This window comes from Nocardioides sp. InS609-2, from assembly GCF_023208195.1.
Lineage (GTDB): Bacteria > Actinomycetota > Actinomycetes > Propionibacteriales > Nocardioidaceae > Nocardioides.
Window position 1 is genome coordinate 228,396 of the sequence record NZ_CP060034.1, and the last position, 15,457, is coordinate 243,852.

Here is a 15,457-nt window from a genome sequence, read left to right on the forward strand (position 1 = left end):
TGGTCCGCAGGCCCGGTTGAACAGTTCGCTCCAGGCTGTCTCACAGGGCCATCCGGTCGGGAGGTGCAGCGTCACTCTTCGTGCCGAGGACGCGACCCGGGCGGGCACGGCGATCAGCTTGCGGCGGATGGTCGCGGTGGTGGCCTTGGCGAGTCCCGGGCCGGTGATGGTCGCGGCTGCTCTGGTCAGGTTGAACGCTATGACGGCCAGCACGAGCCAGGCGGCGTTCGCTGCGAACTTTCCCGATGGCAGATGCGCGAGGGCGGAGCCCTTGAGGTCGGAGTGGACCTGTTCGATGATCGCGTGGCCGCGGTGGGTCTTGTCCGCGGCCACCGTGCCGGCCACGGCCGGGTCTGTGGTGGTGAAGAAGGCGTGGAAGCGCCAGGTGTCGAACAACGTCTCCTGACCATTCTTGGCGGACGTGTTGAGGTCGGGGATCCGGCGGACCACGAGCCGTCCGGTGACTTGGTCGGCTTTCTTCTTGGAAGTGAACGCGGTGAACGGAATCTCGGCGACCTCGGCGCGGGAGACCCACGTGTTGGTGGGTTCATCGAAGACGGCGTCGGTGTACTCGATGGTGGTCCAGGCATCGTCACCGATGGTGGCGATCGCCGCCTTGACCTTGGGATCCATTCGCACGGTGACCGAGATGTCGGCGCCACCGCGCAACGCCGCGTTGACCACCTCGGCGCCGTAGAACGCGGAGTCGGCTCGCAGCATCGGGCGCAGATCGGACTTGGCGGGCAGTTTGCTGGTGGTCTTCAACGCGTCGGCGACCAGGCGTTTCGCGCCCCGCGGTGAACCACATGATCCCTTCCGGAGCCGGTGGGCCACGATCACCGGCGCGGACTGGCTCGTGGACACGACAGCGAGCAGCGCGTTGAGCCCACGCACGCCGGAGTAGCCGTAGCCAGAGCCCTGCTTGGCGTGCCCGTGGACCTCGACGATGGTGTCGTCGATGTCGATCATCACCCGCTCGCTGGTGTCAGGTGAGGTCACGATCAGCGGTGCCTGCTCGGCCAGCCCGGCCAAGAACCTCGAGGCGACAGCGTCGAGCTGGCGGACGTGGCCGAAGCTGAACGTGCGCAGGAACGAACCCAGCGTCGAGGGCGCGTAGGCGTTCGTGAACACCCGGCCCATCCCGCCGTGACGGAGCAGCGCCATGTCATCGATGCTGTCCGCGCCGGCGACCATCCCGGCGACCAGCGAGGACACCTTCAACCCCGCGTTCGCGCCCTTGTCGGTCGGCACAGTGAGGTGGGCTTGGGCCAGTTCCTGGAGTCCCGCGGATCGGGCCAGCGCGAGGACCGGGACCAGCCCGGCCGACGACACGAGATTGGGATCATCGAACACTGCCGACGTGGCACGGGGCGTGTGGCAAAGTTGCATCTACGAGATGCCCTTCGTCTTGGTGAGAATTGGGACCCTGAAGAAGTCCGATTTTCCCAGCACGTAAGGGCATTCTCACTTCACGACGCGCTCACAACCTCAAGCTCATCGGTGGATCGAGGCTTAGATATTGGCCACCACCGACGGCGGACTCGGAGATTGCGCCGGGCTCACCGAAGGGCATCGCTCAGCACCTGCATCGCGGCCACGCTGATGTCGGGGGAGACGTGTCCGTAGATGTCGCCGGTGATGCTGATCGAGGAGTGGCCCAGGATCTCCGAGACCACCTTGAGCGGGACGCCGTTGGCGAGCATGGTGCTGGCGGCGGAGTGGCGGAGGGTGTGAAGGCCGATGCTGCCAAGGCCCGCCTGGTCGGCCGCCACCTTGAGCGCCCGGAGCGCGTTGCGAGGGTCGCAGGGCTCGCCGAACGCGGTGGTGAAGACGTAGCCCTTCTCGTTCCATTGCGAGCTGGCCCGGTCACGTTCGGCGACCTGACGCGCACGCAGCTCCTGGAGGATGGCGGCCGTGCGGTCGGTAATCGGCACCTCGCGGCGGGACTTCGCGGTCTTGGTGCTTGTGATCACGAGCTCGCCGTCCTCGCGCGTCAGGGTGCCGCGGATCTTGAGCCAGCCGTCGTCCTCCTTGACGTGACTGCGCCACTTGAGCGCGAGCGCCTCACCGCGGCGGAGGCCAGTGTTGACCAGGAACTCGAAGAGCAGGCCGTAGCGGGTACCGCTGGCCGCTTCGAGCAGGCTCTTCACCTGCTCAGGAGTGAGGTACTCCGCCTCCTTCACCTCGACTCGGGGACGCGGGACCGCAGCCACGGGGTTGTCGGCAAGCTCGCGGTCCTTGACGGCAGCGTCGAAGACAGCGCGCAGGATTGTGTAGGCGTTGCGCCGGGTGGAGTCGCTGAGGCCCTTGCGGCGTAGTTCCGCCAGCCAGCCGTCGACCGCGCTTGGCCGCACCCGGTGCATCGGCGTTGCGCCGAGCGGGCTGCCGATGATGTGGTGGCGGGCGACCGCGGCGTACATCGACTTGGTGCTCGTCTTGCGGTCCGAGTTCGCCAGGGTCGTCTCGATCCAGGTCTGGGCGTACTGATCGACGAGCTGGCGAGTGTCGCTGGCCGGCAGCTCCTTCTTCAGCCTGGCTCGGACCTCCTCTGCCTTCACTCGGGTCTCCTTGGCCGTTGGTCCGGTGACCGTCACGCGCTTGCGGACGCCGTAAACGTCGGTGTGGCGGATCAGGATCTGCCATCGACCGTCCTTGCGCTGCACAGGTCGGGATCCCTCGCCGTTCGCGCGTCGAGTCGGTGTAGTCATGGACCTAGGGTATGACCCCTTGACCGCTGCGATGGCAGACGCCGAGGGGGCTGTGGACAAGGAGTCCCTTCCTTCGCGGCCCATCGGTGGGAGACTGTTGGCGAAGGCTCGACGATGCGTCAGGAGGCAGCAATGGCAGGACCGCTCGCGCTCGATCGCCCCGCGATCGAGGCGCTCTGTCGGAAGTACGCCGTGCGTCGCCTCCTGCTGTTCGGCTCCGCCAGTACGAACCGTTTCGACGAGGCGACCAGCGACGTCGACTTCCTTGTCGAGTTCGAGGACGCACTCGGGAGCCGCTTCGATGCCTACTTCGGCCTCAAGGAGGGCCTTGAGGCGCTCTTCGGGCGCCCGGTCGACCTCGTCTCGGCGGCTGCCCTGGAGAACCCGTACTTCGCGAAGTCCCTCGCCAGCACCAGTCGAGAGCTGTATGCAGCCTGAGTCGCCGGCGCTGATCTGGGACGCCCGCCGAGCGGCAGGTCGCGTCCTCGAGTTCGTGGCAGACCGGAACTGGGACGACTACCAGCAAGATGTCATGCTCCGTTCGGCAGTCGAGCGCCAGTTTCAGATCATCGGCGAGGCGCTCAACCGGCTCCGCAAGGTCGATCCAGACACCGCGGGTAGGGTCCCGGAGCTCGCCAGGATCGTCGCCTTCCGCAACGTGCTGGTGCACGGCTACGCGCAGATCGACGACGCGCTCGTCTGGGAAGTCGCGTCGACGCGGGTCCCGGCCCTGTCGGATGTGCTGGCCGGACTCTTGGATGACCCGTAGACGCTCCCTCGAGCGGAGCGCCGGCTAGCGCGAGCCTCCGAACCAGCCGTCGGGTCGCCGACCCGACGAGGCTCTCAAACGCTCGAGCTCATCGCTCACGCTGCTCCATTTGGCGTCCCTGAGCTCTCCGTTCTCGTGGCGTGCGCGGAGCTGGCGGAGCACGTTGCGACAAGCAGCGGGGGAGTCCAGAACGGCGGCGACGTGGTCCTCGAGGCTCGCCGGAGGCGCTGACTTATCGACGTATTCAATTGCGATAGCACCGTTCCTGGCCGCCCGCCGCTCCTCGTAGCTCGCCCGCCGGCAGGCCTGGGAGCACCAACGCTGGGGCCGCCCACGCCGCGGAGTGGAGGACACGAAGAACGGCTGTCCGCAGCGCCGGCACGTTTGTTCGACGACCATGCCGACGACCTTACGGTCATTACGTACGGACGGAAATGCTCCGAGAATGCAAGAGGTGTGTAGGTCATGGTCAAGGCACAGGCTCGTCGTCGTTCTCGGTGGTGGCAGTTGAGGACGTCGGCATGCGCGACTGTGATGGTGACTCGGTGCACGACGGTGCGTGGGTGGATCGATGCAGTAGAGCAATGGGTAGGAGTGCTCGGCGTTCAACCTGGCTCCGATCCCGCCCGTTGCGCGCGAGGGGCTTCGGCGCTGAGGAGGTGTTCTTGGAGTGCACAGACGTCGCAGGTCGGAGAGGGGGACGCGGGGGAAGGGGGGACGCAGATTTTCCGACGCAGCGTCCCCCCGAAAGTTTCGTCGCTGTGACCGCCGGGACCTCCGTGGCCTCCCTAGGTGAACAAAGAACCCCTATGGAGGACCCATGAACGACAAGCTGCTCTACCGCATCCCGGAGGTCGTCGCGATCCTGAACGTCAGCCGCTCGAAGGTCTACGAGTTGCTGAGCTCCGGCACCCTGCCCTCGGTCCACATCGACCGCACCCGGCTGGTCCGGCATGAGGACCTGGTCGCGTACGTCGAGTCGCTGCCGATGGCCGGGTGAGAGCGACGACCAGTGAATCGGTTCGGCGACAGCTGGTGCGTCGAGCACTCAACGAGAATCGCACCCACGAGGTCATGCGACGGAACCGCGAGCTCAGCGACCTCGGTGAGCAGGTCGAGATCGCGGTCCGCACCCGCGACGCCACCATCCAGCGCACCGAGCGTCGCGCTGGTGAGCTGCTGTCCAGGCTGACCCGCGACTACGGCCTTTCGATGGAGCGCGCGCTCGAGTTGGCTGGCGGTGCGGTCAGCCGCGCGGACGGACTGCGTCTGCGTCGTGGGTCCGAGCGCTCGGCCACTTCATGATCGAGCCGAGCACCCGCCGCCTCGCCCACTGCAAACGGGCGCAATGACCTGATCTCGTGGTTATGCTCTGGCCGAAGACTTTCGGCTCGGGAGAGGTGCTCATGACGGAACCGGATGCCGTGTCCGTCGAGCCGCTTGCCAGCCCCATCATCAACACGCCCTACGCCGTCCCGAGTCGTCACTTCGAGATCGGCCCCACCGGACCGAAAGCGATTATCGAGTCGCGTCGGCCGAGCGAGTCCTACATTCCGGTCGCCCCCGTCCGTAAGGGCCGCACCCGTGGCGCAGACCGCACCGTGCAAGAGACACTGCCGCTCACCCACGAGCAGGTCGTCAAGAACACCCTGATCGACGAGCTGCGCGGTGAGGTCGCGGTCTGGCGCAACCGGCGGTACGACGGGGTCACACCGATCTCCCGCAAGCTGCTGGAGCACTGGGCCGACCCCGATCGGGACAACCGGGTCCTCTTTGCCCAGCGCGAGGCCGCCGAGACAGCGATCTTCCTGGCCGAGGTGAGCGGCCGCAAGACGTCGTACGGTGTGATCCGCGACTGGCGCACCGAGCTGGGCGAGATCAACGACGAGCACAACGCCGGCCTGCCGCGCGTGGCGCTCAAGATGGCGACCGGATCGGGCAAGACGGTCGTGATGGCCATGCTGATCGCCTGGCACACACTCAACAAGGTGACCAGCCCGCGCGACGCCCGCTTCGTCCGTCGTTTCCTCGTGATCACTCCTGGCATCACGATCCGGGACCGACTTCGGGTGCTGCAGCCGAGCGACCCGGGCAACTACTACGACCTGCGCGACCTCATCCCGCCCGACCTGCGCGGCCAGCTCGGCAAGGCGCAGATCCTGATCACCAACTACCACGCCTTCCTGCCGAAGGACTCCCGTGAGATCAAGGGAGTCTCCATCACGACGCGCAGAATCCTCACGCAGGGCAGGAACGACCCTTTCAGGGAGACCGAGCCGGCAATGGTGGCTCGAGTCCTCCGGGGCTGGGGAGTCGGTAGCGGACGTCGACAGAGCGACATCCTGGTCCTCAACGACGAAGCCCATCACTGCTACGTCAACAAGCCGATCAGTCTCGATGACGAGGTGGAGGAGGGTGACAAGGAGGACGAGTCGCGCAACCTCGATGCTCGCAAGTGGTTCACCGGGATCCAGGCGATCTCCCGGGTCGTGGGGGTCAAGCAGGTCTACGACATGAGCGCCACGCCCTTCTACCTCGCCGGATCGGGCTACAAGGAAGGGTTCATCTTTCCTTGGGCGGTCAGTGACTTCTCACTGATGGACGCGATCGAGTCCGGCATCGTCAAGGTGCCGCGGATTCCGGTCGATGACGACGCGGCCCACGAGGCGGTCACTTACCTGAACCTGTGGGAGTCCGTAGGGAAGCCCGGCGTCCTGCCAAGGCGAAACCGCAAGGATCTCGACGTCGCCAGCTGGGTGCCACCCGACGAGCTAATCGGGGCCCTGCGCAGCCTGTACCGCTCCTACGAGCGCGAGTTCGCGCATTGGGACCGGGAGCTACGCCCGCTGGGGCACACCCCACCGGTCTTCATCGTGGTCTGCCCCAACACTGCCGTCTCGAAGCTGGTCTACGACTGGGTCGCCGGCACCGACCTCGCACGGGACGACGGCAGCGTCGTCACCTCGCCCGGTAATCTGCCGCTCTTCGACAACTATCGCGACGGCATCGCCCTGGCTCGGCCGCGAACGATCTTGGTTGACTCGGCCCAGCTCGAGTCCGGCGAGAGCATGAAGAGGGACTTCAAGGAGGCTGCGGCCGCCGAGATCGAGGCGTTCAAGACCGAGCTGCGCGTGCGCAATCCCGGCGCAGACGTAGATGACATCACTGATGAGGACCTGCTGCGTGAGGTCATGAACACCGTCGGCAAGGCTGATCGGCTCGGTGAGCAGGTGCGGTGCGTGGTCTCGGTCGCGATGCTCACCGAGGGGTGGGACGCCAACACCGTCACTCACATTCTCGGAATCCGTGCCTTCAAGAGCCAGCTCCTGTGCGAGCAGGTCGTGGGACGTGGGCTGCGGCGCCGCTCCTACGACGTGAACGAAGACGGGTTCTTCGAACCGGAGTACGCCGCGGTCTATGGAGTGCCGTTCGCGTTCATCCCGACCGACCGCCCAGCGATTGAACCGAAGCCACCCCGTCCCTCCACCCTGGTCCGCACCATTGAGGGGCGCGAGGCACTGCGCATCACGTGGCCAAACCTCACGGGCTACCGGCTCGAGCTCCTCGATGACCCGATGTGGCTCTCCGACGACGTTTCGCGATTCGTGATCGGGCCGGGCACCGTGCCGACCTGGACCGAGGCCGCTCCGGTTGTGGGCGAGAGCGAACGTGTCGAGGACGCACCCGAGGTGCAGCGAGCAGCCGAGGTGGCATTCCGTCTGGCCGCCCGACTGGTCAGGACGCACTTCACGGCCGACGAGGACGATCCTCGTCCGTGGCTCTTTCCGGAGCTGGTGCGGATCTGCCGTGAGTGGATCGACCGTGCGGTCATCGTCGAGGCGGGCTTCGAGCTCAGCTATCTGACGCGCTTCGTCTCCTGGCAGGCACGCGCCGCGGACGCGGTCTACCAGGCCGTGATTCGCCAGGAGAACAATCGGACGGCCCGGCTGCGCCCGATGCTGCGCCCGTTCGACCCGGAGGGCTCAACGGCAGCGGTAGCGTTCCACAGTCGCAAGGTCGCGATCGTCACCGATCCCGACCGCTGCGAGATCAGCCACGTAGTGCTCGACGGATCGGGCGCCGATGGGGGCAACACATGGGAGCAGCTGATGATGGCCTACGCCGAGGCACACCCTCGGGTGGCTGCGTACGTGAAGAATGACCACCTCGGCTTCTCGATCCCGTACGTGCATCAGGGGCGCAGCCACGACTACGTGCCCGACTTCCTCCTGCGTCTGCGACGCGCAGGCGATGAAGCATTTGACCGCACTCTGGTGGTGGAGGTCTCCGGCGCGCAGAAGCGCGTGCACTCGCCTCTGTCGTCGGACGCCAAGGTCGCAGTCGCACGCGATGCCTGGTGCGTGGCCGTCAACAACCACGGCGGCTTCGGACGGTGGGGCTATCTGGAGGTCACCGAGATGCCCACGCTCAAGCGGACCCTCGACACTGCCATCCAGACGCTCTACGACGATGGCCCGATCACCGGGGACGTCGACGGCTTCGAGTTCAGCAACGATGACGAAGGGACCGGCTGATGCCACCCCGCAAGAGGGCGAGCGGCCCTACGCCGATCGACTCGATCAAGCATGGTGACAAGCGGGCCAACTTGCCCACGGCCGACGCACAAGAGTTCGTGACGCCCCAGGTCGAGGAGGCCCGCCAGATCTTGGTGCAACGCAACCCGAGCCTCGATCCGCAGCTGGTATGGCGCGGCAAGTACGGGGACGAGTTGCCTGCCTCCATCGAAAACGCCTCCGCTCTCCAAGCGGACGCACCACCGATCTACATCCAGGAGAAGATCGACCCTCAGGTCCTGGTAGAGAATCTGCGACGGACCGCAGCCAGGCCGGAGGACGAGCCAGAGCTCACCCTCTTCGACACCTTCGACGGGCTCGACGAGCTCGACTTGGTCGACTTTTATCAACACCAGTCGAACTGGTCGAACCGGATGATCCTCGGCGACTCGCTCCAGGTCATGGGATCACTCGCCGACCGCGAAGAACTGCGCGGTCAGATGCAGATGATCTACCTGGACCCGCCCTATGGCATCAAGTTTGGCTCGAATTGGCAGGCCTCGGCGCGAAAACGCGACGTGAAGGACGGAAAGGTCGAGGACGCAGCCCGCGAGGCTGAGCAGATTAAGGCGTTCCGTGACACCTGGGAGCTGGGCATTCACTCCTACCTCTCCTACCTCCGCGACCGACTCTTGGTCGCCCGTGAACTGCTCACCGAGTCGGGCTCCTGTTTCGTGCAAATCGGCGACACCAACCTGCATCTTGTCCGGAGTCTGATGGACGAGGTGTTCGGGTCCGAGAACTTTGTCAGTCAGGTCTCGTTCCGGACAACCACCGGTGCGACCGCCGACTTTCTGGCTGGCACGGTCGACTTCGTGCTGTGGTTTGCCAAGGACCGAGAGAACACGAAGTACAGGCCGCTGTTTCGGGCCAAGGCAGTCGGCGGACTGGGAAGCGGCGCATACGGGTACGTAGATGCGCCTGATGGTCGCCGGCGGCTTACCAAGGAGGAGAAGCGCAAACCGGATGCCGCGATGGCCGCAGGGCGCGTCTTTCGGCTCGACAATCTCACCAGCCAAAGCGCAGGCAGGGAGAAGGGCGAGGGCGCAGCATCATGGTTTCCGGTCGCATTCGACGAACGGGTGTTTCGACCAACCGCGCAGAGTCGCTGGAAGACAAACGCTCCCGGGATGGAGCGACTTCTGCGTGCTAGGCGTTTGGGCGTAGCCGGCAACACCCTGTCTTACGTCCGCTATATCGATGACTTTCCGGCTTTCCCGATCAACAATTTCTGGGACGACACCTCGACGGCTGGGTTCGCCGCAGACAAGTTGTACGTCGTTCAGACCAACAGCAAGGTCATCGAGCGCTGCCTGCTGATGTGTACTGATCCGGGCGACCTGGTGCTTGACCCCACTTGCGGTAGCGGCACCACGGCGTACGTGGCCGAGCAGTGGGGACGCCGCTGGATCACCGTGGACACCTCGCGCGTCGCACTCGCGCTCGCTCGCCAGCGATTGATGGGGGCGAAGTTCCCTTACTACTTGCTCGCCGACTCCGACAAGGGCCGGACGAAGGAGGGCGAGCTGGCTGGTAGGCCGCTGCCACCCGCGCCGCTGACGAACGACATCCGGCACGGCTTCGTTTATGAGCGAGTCCAGCACATCACACTGAAGTCGATTGCCAATAACCCTGACATACAGGAGGGGATGAGTCGCGAGGAGATCGACTTGCCATCAAGCGACATGCAGACTTCGAGACGCTCTATGACCGGCCCTACGAGGACAAGAACGCAGTGCGCGTCACCGGTCCCTTCACCGTCGAGTCTCTAAGCCCGCACCGCTCCCTCGCGTTTGCTGGTGGCTCCTACGCAGATGTCGCGCACCGCGAGACGATCAGCGAGCAGAACGGCGCCCAGCAGCCAGACGCAGCCAACTTTGAGCAGTCCATCCTCGACAACCTCGCCCGCGCCGGAGTGCAGAACGGACGCCGCGACGAGCGCATCGAGTTCGCGTCCACCGAGCCGTATGCCGGCACCTTCATCCAGGCGTTGGGGGAGGCAAAAGACGGGACGAGGATCGGGGTCGCCATCGGGCCGCAGTACGGCACAGTGAGCCAGCGCTTCGTCAAGGAGGCGGCGCGCGAGGCGATCGCTGAGGGCAGCATCGATCTGCTCTGTCTATTGGGCTTCGCTTTCGACGCGACCGCCGGCGAAGTAACCGGCGACGACAATGTCACCGTCGACACCAGCCGCGATGGCTTCGCCAGCGTCGCCGGCGAGCGCAACCTCGGCCGGATCAAGGTGCTGATGGTGCGGATGAACGTCGACCTACTCATGGGGGAGGACCTCAAGAAGACCGGTGCCGGCAATCTCTTTACTGTCTTCGGCGAGCCCGATCTTCGAATCGAGACCACTGACGACGAGGTCGTCGTGCATCTCAACGGCGTTGACGTCTACGACCCCACCACCGGCCAGGTCCGCAGCAACGACCCTGACCAGATCGCGCTGTGGATGATCGACACCGACTACAACGGCGACAGCTTCTTCGTCCGGCACTGCTACTTCACTGGTGGCAACGACCCTTACAAGCGGCTCAAGACCGCCCTCAAGGCCGAGATCGACGCCGACGCCTGGGCCAGTCTGTACTCCACCGACTCCCGCCCCTTCCCCAAGCCCGTCAGCGGCAAGATCGCCGTCAAGGTCATCAACGACTACGGCGATGAAGTGATGAAGGTCTTTGAGGTGGAGTGATGTCACCAGCCGGCCGAGCCAAACCCACCGCGCTACAGGCGTTCGAAACGAACGTTGCGGACGCGCGGCACCTGGTCGGTATCGCCCAGGCAATGACCAATACCCGTGCACGGCGAATGAGACGCGAGCTGCGCGACAAGGTGGGAGAAGCGCTGGGCGTTCCTGTCAAGCAGCGCGACTCCCTTGACTGCCTGCAAAGCGACCACCTCTTCGTGACGTTCATGCCTGGCGCGGGGTTGAGCCGATCTGACTTCGATGATGCTCGGCCACTCCTCAGGCAAGCGTTAGTCGCCGCTTGCGCCGCAGGTGAGACGTTTTTGGCCGACCGTGCGATGGAACGTGTCGGCCCGCTGTTGAGCGCGCAACAGTCGACGGCCCGTCTTCGCGGGATACCTATGAATCTCGGTTGTTGGCTGGAGATCGACGCGCGTTACGAACGCAAGAAGTGGGGTCTGCGCGGCTTGGTGATCGAGCCGTACATTCGGCAGGAGGCCAGTACCGATCCAACCAAGGTCGGGTTCATCCTGAGCTTGCTCGGGGTCGAGTCACCGATGAACAAGTTGGACAACGCCCGCGGCGTGTCGAAGGGCGAGACCAAGGCGTTCCTGGAGCAGCTCACGCAACGGCGCAACAAGATCGCGCACGAGGGCGACCGGGTCGGCCGCGGCCGTGCGGCGCTCACGTCATCCGAAGTTCTTGCTGACCTTGAAAAGCTCACGTCGGTGGTCGAGGCAATCCAGAAGGTGACACAGCCTTGAGGAGCCACGAATGGCGGGGCTGTTCTGTGCAGGCAGCCCACGACGCAAGCCTACTTAGGGAGAGTCCTGCATGAGCACCGTGCAACATATCTCGATGCGGGTCCCGTGGCGCGATCAGCCGTGGGACGACAAAGTGTGCGCGCACCCCTTGGACAACAGTTCTTGCTTGCTTCTCAAGAACATCGGCGACAAGCGGCTCGACGACTGGGAAGAATCGGTAGCCGGCAAGTCCTTCGCGGAACTGCAGCAGTACGAACGACTGGCCTGCCTATCGGAACGCGGGACCTTCATGTCCTCACACGGTTACGCACTCGAGAAGGAGCATCCGTACCGGTTCAACAAGGCCCTCAAGAGTCACCTTAAACCCACGACGGTCTCGGTGGCGCCGTACTCTTTTGAGGCGGTCCCGTTCCGTTGGCTGAGCCGGGAAACCGTCGACGCTGAGTTATGGCAGGACGCCGATGACTACCGTCCCGATCGTGAGGACTTCGCGAACCAGATACTGGGATTCACGCCCGGCTGGCTGATGGACGGGCGAAACCAGCGCGCCTTGATCGGTCGCTTCTTCGAGGATGTGGTCGCCGGTCAGAGCCTTGTCCTGATCTACCTCAAGCACTCGCCGCTGCAGGAGGAGTCGACTCGACGACTGCTCGTGGGAGCGGCCGATGTGACTCGGGTGAAGTCGCCACCCGTGTGGAATCAGTCAGGGGGTCAGCCGTTCGATTCGTCGATGTGGGAGACGATCGTCAGCCACAGCCTACGTCCCGACCAGAAGCACGGACTGCTGTTGCCTTACCAGGAACTCGTGCCGCTGCTTGATGCCGGTCAAGACGTTGGGGGTGCGCTCGCGTGGGCGCCCGAAGACGCCAACGTCGAGTTCTCCTATGTGACTGAACACGTGTCCAATGACACCACGATCGCCGCTCTTAACGCCATACGGTCCGCCGCCGATGGTATGACCGCTCTCGGCATCGCGGTGCCTGCGTCGGCCACCTCATGGGTCGACAAACAAATTGAACGGCTCTGGCATCTCAGAGGACCGGCCCCCGGCATGTCGGCAGCTCTGGGATACCTCGGCGCCGAGTCCGCGCATCGAGTCGTGCGCCGACTGACCGACGAGCCCGAATGGAGTCGCGATCCCTGGGGTGTAGTGGAGCGTGCTTTGGATCGGAAGGACCCACTCGGGCAAGAGCTCGCTGCGCAGCTGCCGGCGTCGATCGGCAACACCTGGCGGGGCACGGACACGGACGAGCAGAATGCGCTCAAGATTCTCTCGGCGATGGACATCGGCCGTGAGCAGGTCGCCGACCTGCTGGGCGGCAAGTCCACCTGGCAAGTCACTCCGGCCGAGCTCGTCGAGAACCCATACTTCGCAGCCACGTGCACATACCGGTCACCGCAACCGATCGCCTTGGCCACCGCCGATCAGGCGTGCTTCCCAGCCGGCCATGTTCAGTGGGTAAACCTCATCTCCGACCTGATCGGGCTCGACGACCCGGGCGATGCACGTCGGGTCGAAGCGCTCATGGTCGACGTCCTCGAACGACTGGCTGAAGAAGGCGACACGATCGTGGGCGAGCCGCAGGTATTGACCGCCGCAGCGGCGATCCCCCTGACCCGACCGTGTCCCGTCTCGCGGTCACTGCTCGCCACCTACTCGTTGGACGCCCCGAACTTGTCGGGCTACGCGCACTGGACTCCCCTGGTCGGGGCCGAGCTCGACGGGGGACTGCCCGCATACAAGCTCGAGCACCCGCATGCGGCCGGGCTCGATATCTCCGAGCACCTGCGCGAGCGACGCTCAGCCCGCCGTTTCGACGCCGACTTCGACCCACGAGCGGCCATCGACGCCGGCTTCGGAGTTGCAGATCCTAACGACACCGAGGAGGAGCTCGCCCGCACCGAGAAGGCAGCCGGCCTCCACGAACTCTTCGCCTCCCGCCTCTCGGTACTCGTCGGCCCCGCGGGTACAGGCAAGACCTCACTGCTCAGCACCCTCGTCGCATTGCCCGACATAGCCCAGGACGGCGTCCTGCTGCTCGCCCCGACCGGCAAGGCCCGTGTGCAGCTCCAGTCAAAGGTCAAGCATCCGGCACAGACGCTCGCCAGCTTCCTGGTGAAGAAGGGCGGCTTCGACCCGAACACCGGTCGCTATCTCGGCGTCGACAAGTCGCGACGAGACCGCTACGGACTCGTCGTCATCGACGAGGCCTCGATGCTCACCGAGGAGATGCTCGCTGCGACGCTCAGTGCTCTTGAGGGTGTGAAGCGGTTAATCCTGGTCGGCGATCATCGGCAGCTGCCGCCCATCGGCCCGGGCCGCCCGTTCGTCGACCTCGTGGAGTGGCTTAAGCCAGCCGCCTTCACCGACACAATTCGCGTGGCCCACGGCTATGTTGAGCTCACCGTCTACCGGAGGCAGAAGGGCGAGGAAGGCGAACGTGACGACCTGGCGCTCGCCCGTTGGTTCGGGGGAGAGGACATGCCCGGTGCTGCGGACGACATCTGGCAGAAGCTACGCCGTGGCGCGACGTCGGACACGCTCGACTACTTTCCATGGCGAGACGACGGCGTGGTCGCGACGCTCGTCAACGCCTTGGAAGCAGAGTTCGGCCTTGCCGCTGCCGCCGAAGTCGAGAAGGCATTCAAACTCACTTACGGCGGGCAGCTGTCGCCCGACGGGAAGTGGGTCAACTGGCCGGTGGGTGATGCCGGCGCGGGAGACCGCTGCGAGGACTGGCAGGTGTTGTCGCCCACCAGGTCACGCGTGTTCGGCACCGTGGAGCTCAACCGCTTCATCAAGCAGAAGTATCGGGCGGGCGATCTCGCCTGGGCACAGAACAGGTGGGGCCACCGGCCTCCCAAGCCACTCGGCCCCGAGCAGATCGTGCTCGGCGACAAGGTCATGCAGACAAGAAACGACGGACGGGCCAAGTCCTACCCCGCGAAGTCCGGAATGGACTACGTCGCCAACGGTGAGATCGGGGTGGTCGTCGGTCGTGCGAGCAAGGCCCCGACCTACGCGAATGTTGAGTTCTCCTCACAGATCGGTGCCACCTACGGCTACAAGCCGTCGCCTTCGGACGAACCTCCGCTCGAGCTTGCGTGGGCGGTCACGGTCCACAAGTCGCAGGGCTCCGAGTTCGGTGTCACCTTCCTGGTGCTCCCGTCGCGAGTCGTGGTGAGCCGAGAGTTGCTCTACACCGCATTGACCCGACAGACAAAGAAGGTCGTGATCCTCCACGAGGGCTCCGTCGATGAGCTGTTCGCCCTGTCCTCGCCGGCGCTGTCGGAGACTGCTCGACGCATGACAGACTTGTTCCGTCCGCCAGCACCCCGAGAGCTCCCCGTTGGTGACGGCATGCGTCGCTTCGACGGGAACCTGATCCATGTCGCTCCTGGCAGCGTTCTGGTCCGCAGCAAGAACGAAGTGATTGTCGCCTCCATCCTGGAAGACGTCGCATCAGGTCGCTGGACCTACGAGTCATCCCTGACGATCGACGGAGTCACCAAGTATCCGGACTTCACGATCGAGACGCCATCAGGTGACCAGATCATCTGGGAGCACCTCGGCATGATGGGTAACCCCAAATACGCGAACGACTGGGCGGCCAAGAAGCAGTGGTACACCGCGCACGGCTTCCGACCCTACGACGAGCCGAGCACCGAGGGTTCTCGCGGTGTCTTGGTCTGGACAGATGACCGCGGGGGAGTTGATCAGCCTGCCTGGGCGCAGCTGGCACGCGATGTCATCGGTACCTCCACTCCCAGGCGCGCAGCCAAGAAGGCTTCCGGGAAGCGACTGTGACTCCTCCTGGACCGCGCCAAACGTTCCCGCCGATCTTGCACACCATTTTCGCACACCATTTGCTCTCGTGCGCCCTCATGCAGGCTCGTCCAGAACCCCGCCGTTGAGCGTGAAACGGACAATCAAGGACCCCCACAAACCCGCGGCC

The 15,457-nt window shown here is 64.9% G+C and carries 10 protein-coding genes and 1 pseudogene; 9 read left to right on the forward strand and 2 right to left on the reverse strand.

The features are described 5' to 3' along the window. Nucleotides 1–18: 18 nt before the first annotated feature. Both H4Q84_RS01270 and H4Q84_RS01275 read right to left on the reverse strand, forming a co-directional pair. Nucleotides 19–1,389: pseudogene (locus tag H4Q84_RS01270) on the reverse strand (IS1380 family transposase); the annotation flags it as partial. A gap of 170 nt (nt 1,390–1,559) precedes the next feature. Further along, nucleotides 1,560–2,708: a site-specific integrase gene (locus tag H4Q84_RS01275; protein WP_248581613.1), complete on the reverse strand. Its 1,149-nt coding sequence runs from the start codon at nt 2,706–2,708 to the stop codon at nt 1,560–1,562. A gap of 132 nt (nt 2,709–2,840) precedes the next feature. Here H4Q84_RS01275 and H4Q84_RS01280 point away from each other — a divergent pair, with 132 nt between their 5' ends. From H4Q84_RS01280 to H4Q84_RS01320, 9 genes are all read left to right on the forward strand, one after another. Then, entirely contained in the window at nt 2,841–3,146 is a 306-nt protein-coding gene (locus H4Q84_RS01280; protein ID WP_248581614.1) for a nucleotidyltransferase domain-containing protein, read from the forward strand. Continuing rightward, nucleotides 3,136–3,477, forward strand: a complete 342-nt coding sequence (locus H4Q84_RS01285) for a DUF86 domain-containing protein (RefSeq protein WP_248581615.1) — start codon at nt 3,136–3,138, stop codon at nt 3,475–3,477. Before H4Q84_RS01280 ends, H4Q84_RS01285 begins: the two co-directional genes overlap by 11 nt. A gap of 820 nt (nt 3,478–4,297) precedes the next feature. After that, nucleotides 4,298–4,477, forward strand: coding sequence for a helix-turn-helix domain-containing protein (locus tag H4Q84_RS01290; protein WP_248581616.1), 180 nt, complete (start codon nt 4,298–4,300; stop codon nt 4,475–4,477). Nucleotides 4,478–4,551: 74 nt separating this feature from the next. Then, a complete protein-coding gene (locus tag H4Q84_RS01295; protein ID WP_248581617.1) occupies nt 4,552–4,782 on the forward strand; it encodes a hypothetical protein in 231 nt (76 codons plus the stop codon). Between the two features lie 101 nt (nt 4,783–4,883). Beyond that, nucleotides 4,884–8,012 carry a DEAD/DEAH box helicase family protein gene (locus H4Q84_RS01300; protein ID WP_248581618.1) on the forward strand — a complete coding sequence of 1,043 codons (3,129 nt, stop codon included), beginning with the start codon at nt 4,884–4,886 and terminating at the stop codon, nt 8,010–8,012. After that, the gene (locus tag H4Q84_RS01305) at nt 8,012–9,823 is read left to right on the forward strand and encodes a site-specific DNA-methyltransferase (protein ID WP_248581619.1); all 1,812 of its coding nucleotides are present in this window, start codon (nt 8,012–8,014) and stop codon (nt 9,821–9,823) included. Before H4Q84_RS01300 ends, H4Q84_RS01305 begins: the two co-directional genes overlap by 1 nt. Beyond that, entirely contained in the window at nt 9,787–10,743 is a 957-nt protein-coding gene (locus H4Q84_RS01310; RefSeq protein WP_248581620.1) for a hypothetical protein, read from the forward strand. Before H4Q84_RS01305 ends, H4Q84_RS01310 begins: the two co-directional genes overlap by 37 nt. Next, nucleotides 10,743–11,501 (forward strand): hypothetical protein, encoded by a 759-nt coding sequence (locus H4Q84_RS01315; protein ID WP_248581621.1) that lies wholly within the window; start codon nt 10,743–10,745, stop codon nt 11,499–11,501. Before H4Q84_RS01310 ends, H4Q84_RS01315 begins: the two co-directional genes overlap by 1 nt. A 70-nt stretch (nt 11,502–11,571) precedes the next feature. Then, the gene (locus tag H4Q84_RS01320) at nt 11,572–15,309 is read left to right on the forward strand and encodes an ATP-dependent RecD-like DNA helicase (RefSeq protein WP_248581622.1); all 3,738 of its coding nucleotides are present in this window, start codon (nt 11,572–11,574) and stop codon (nt 15,307–15,309) included. The last annotated feature ends 148 nt before the right edge of the window (nt 15,310–15,457 follow it).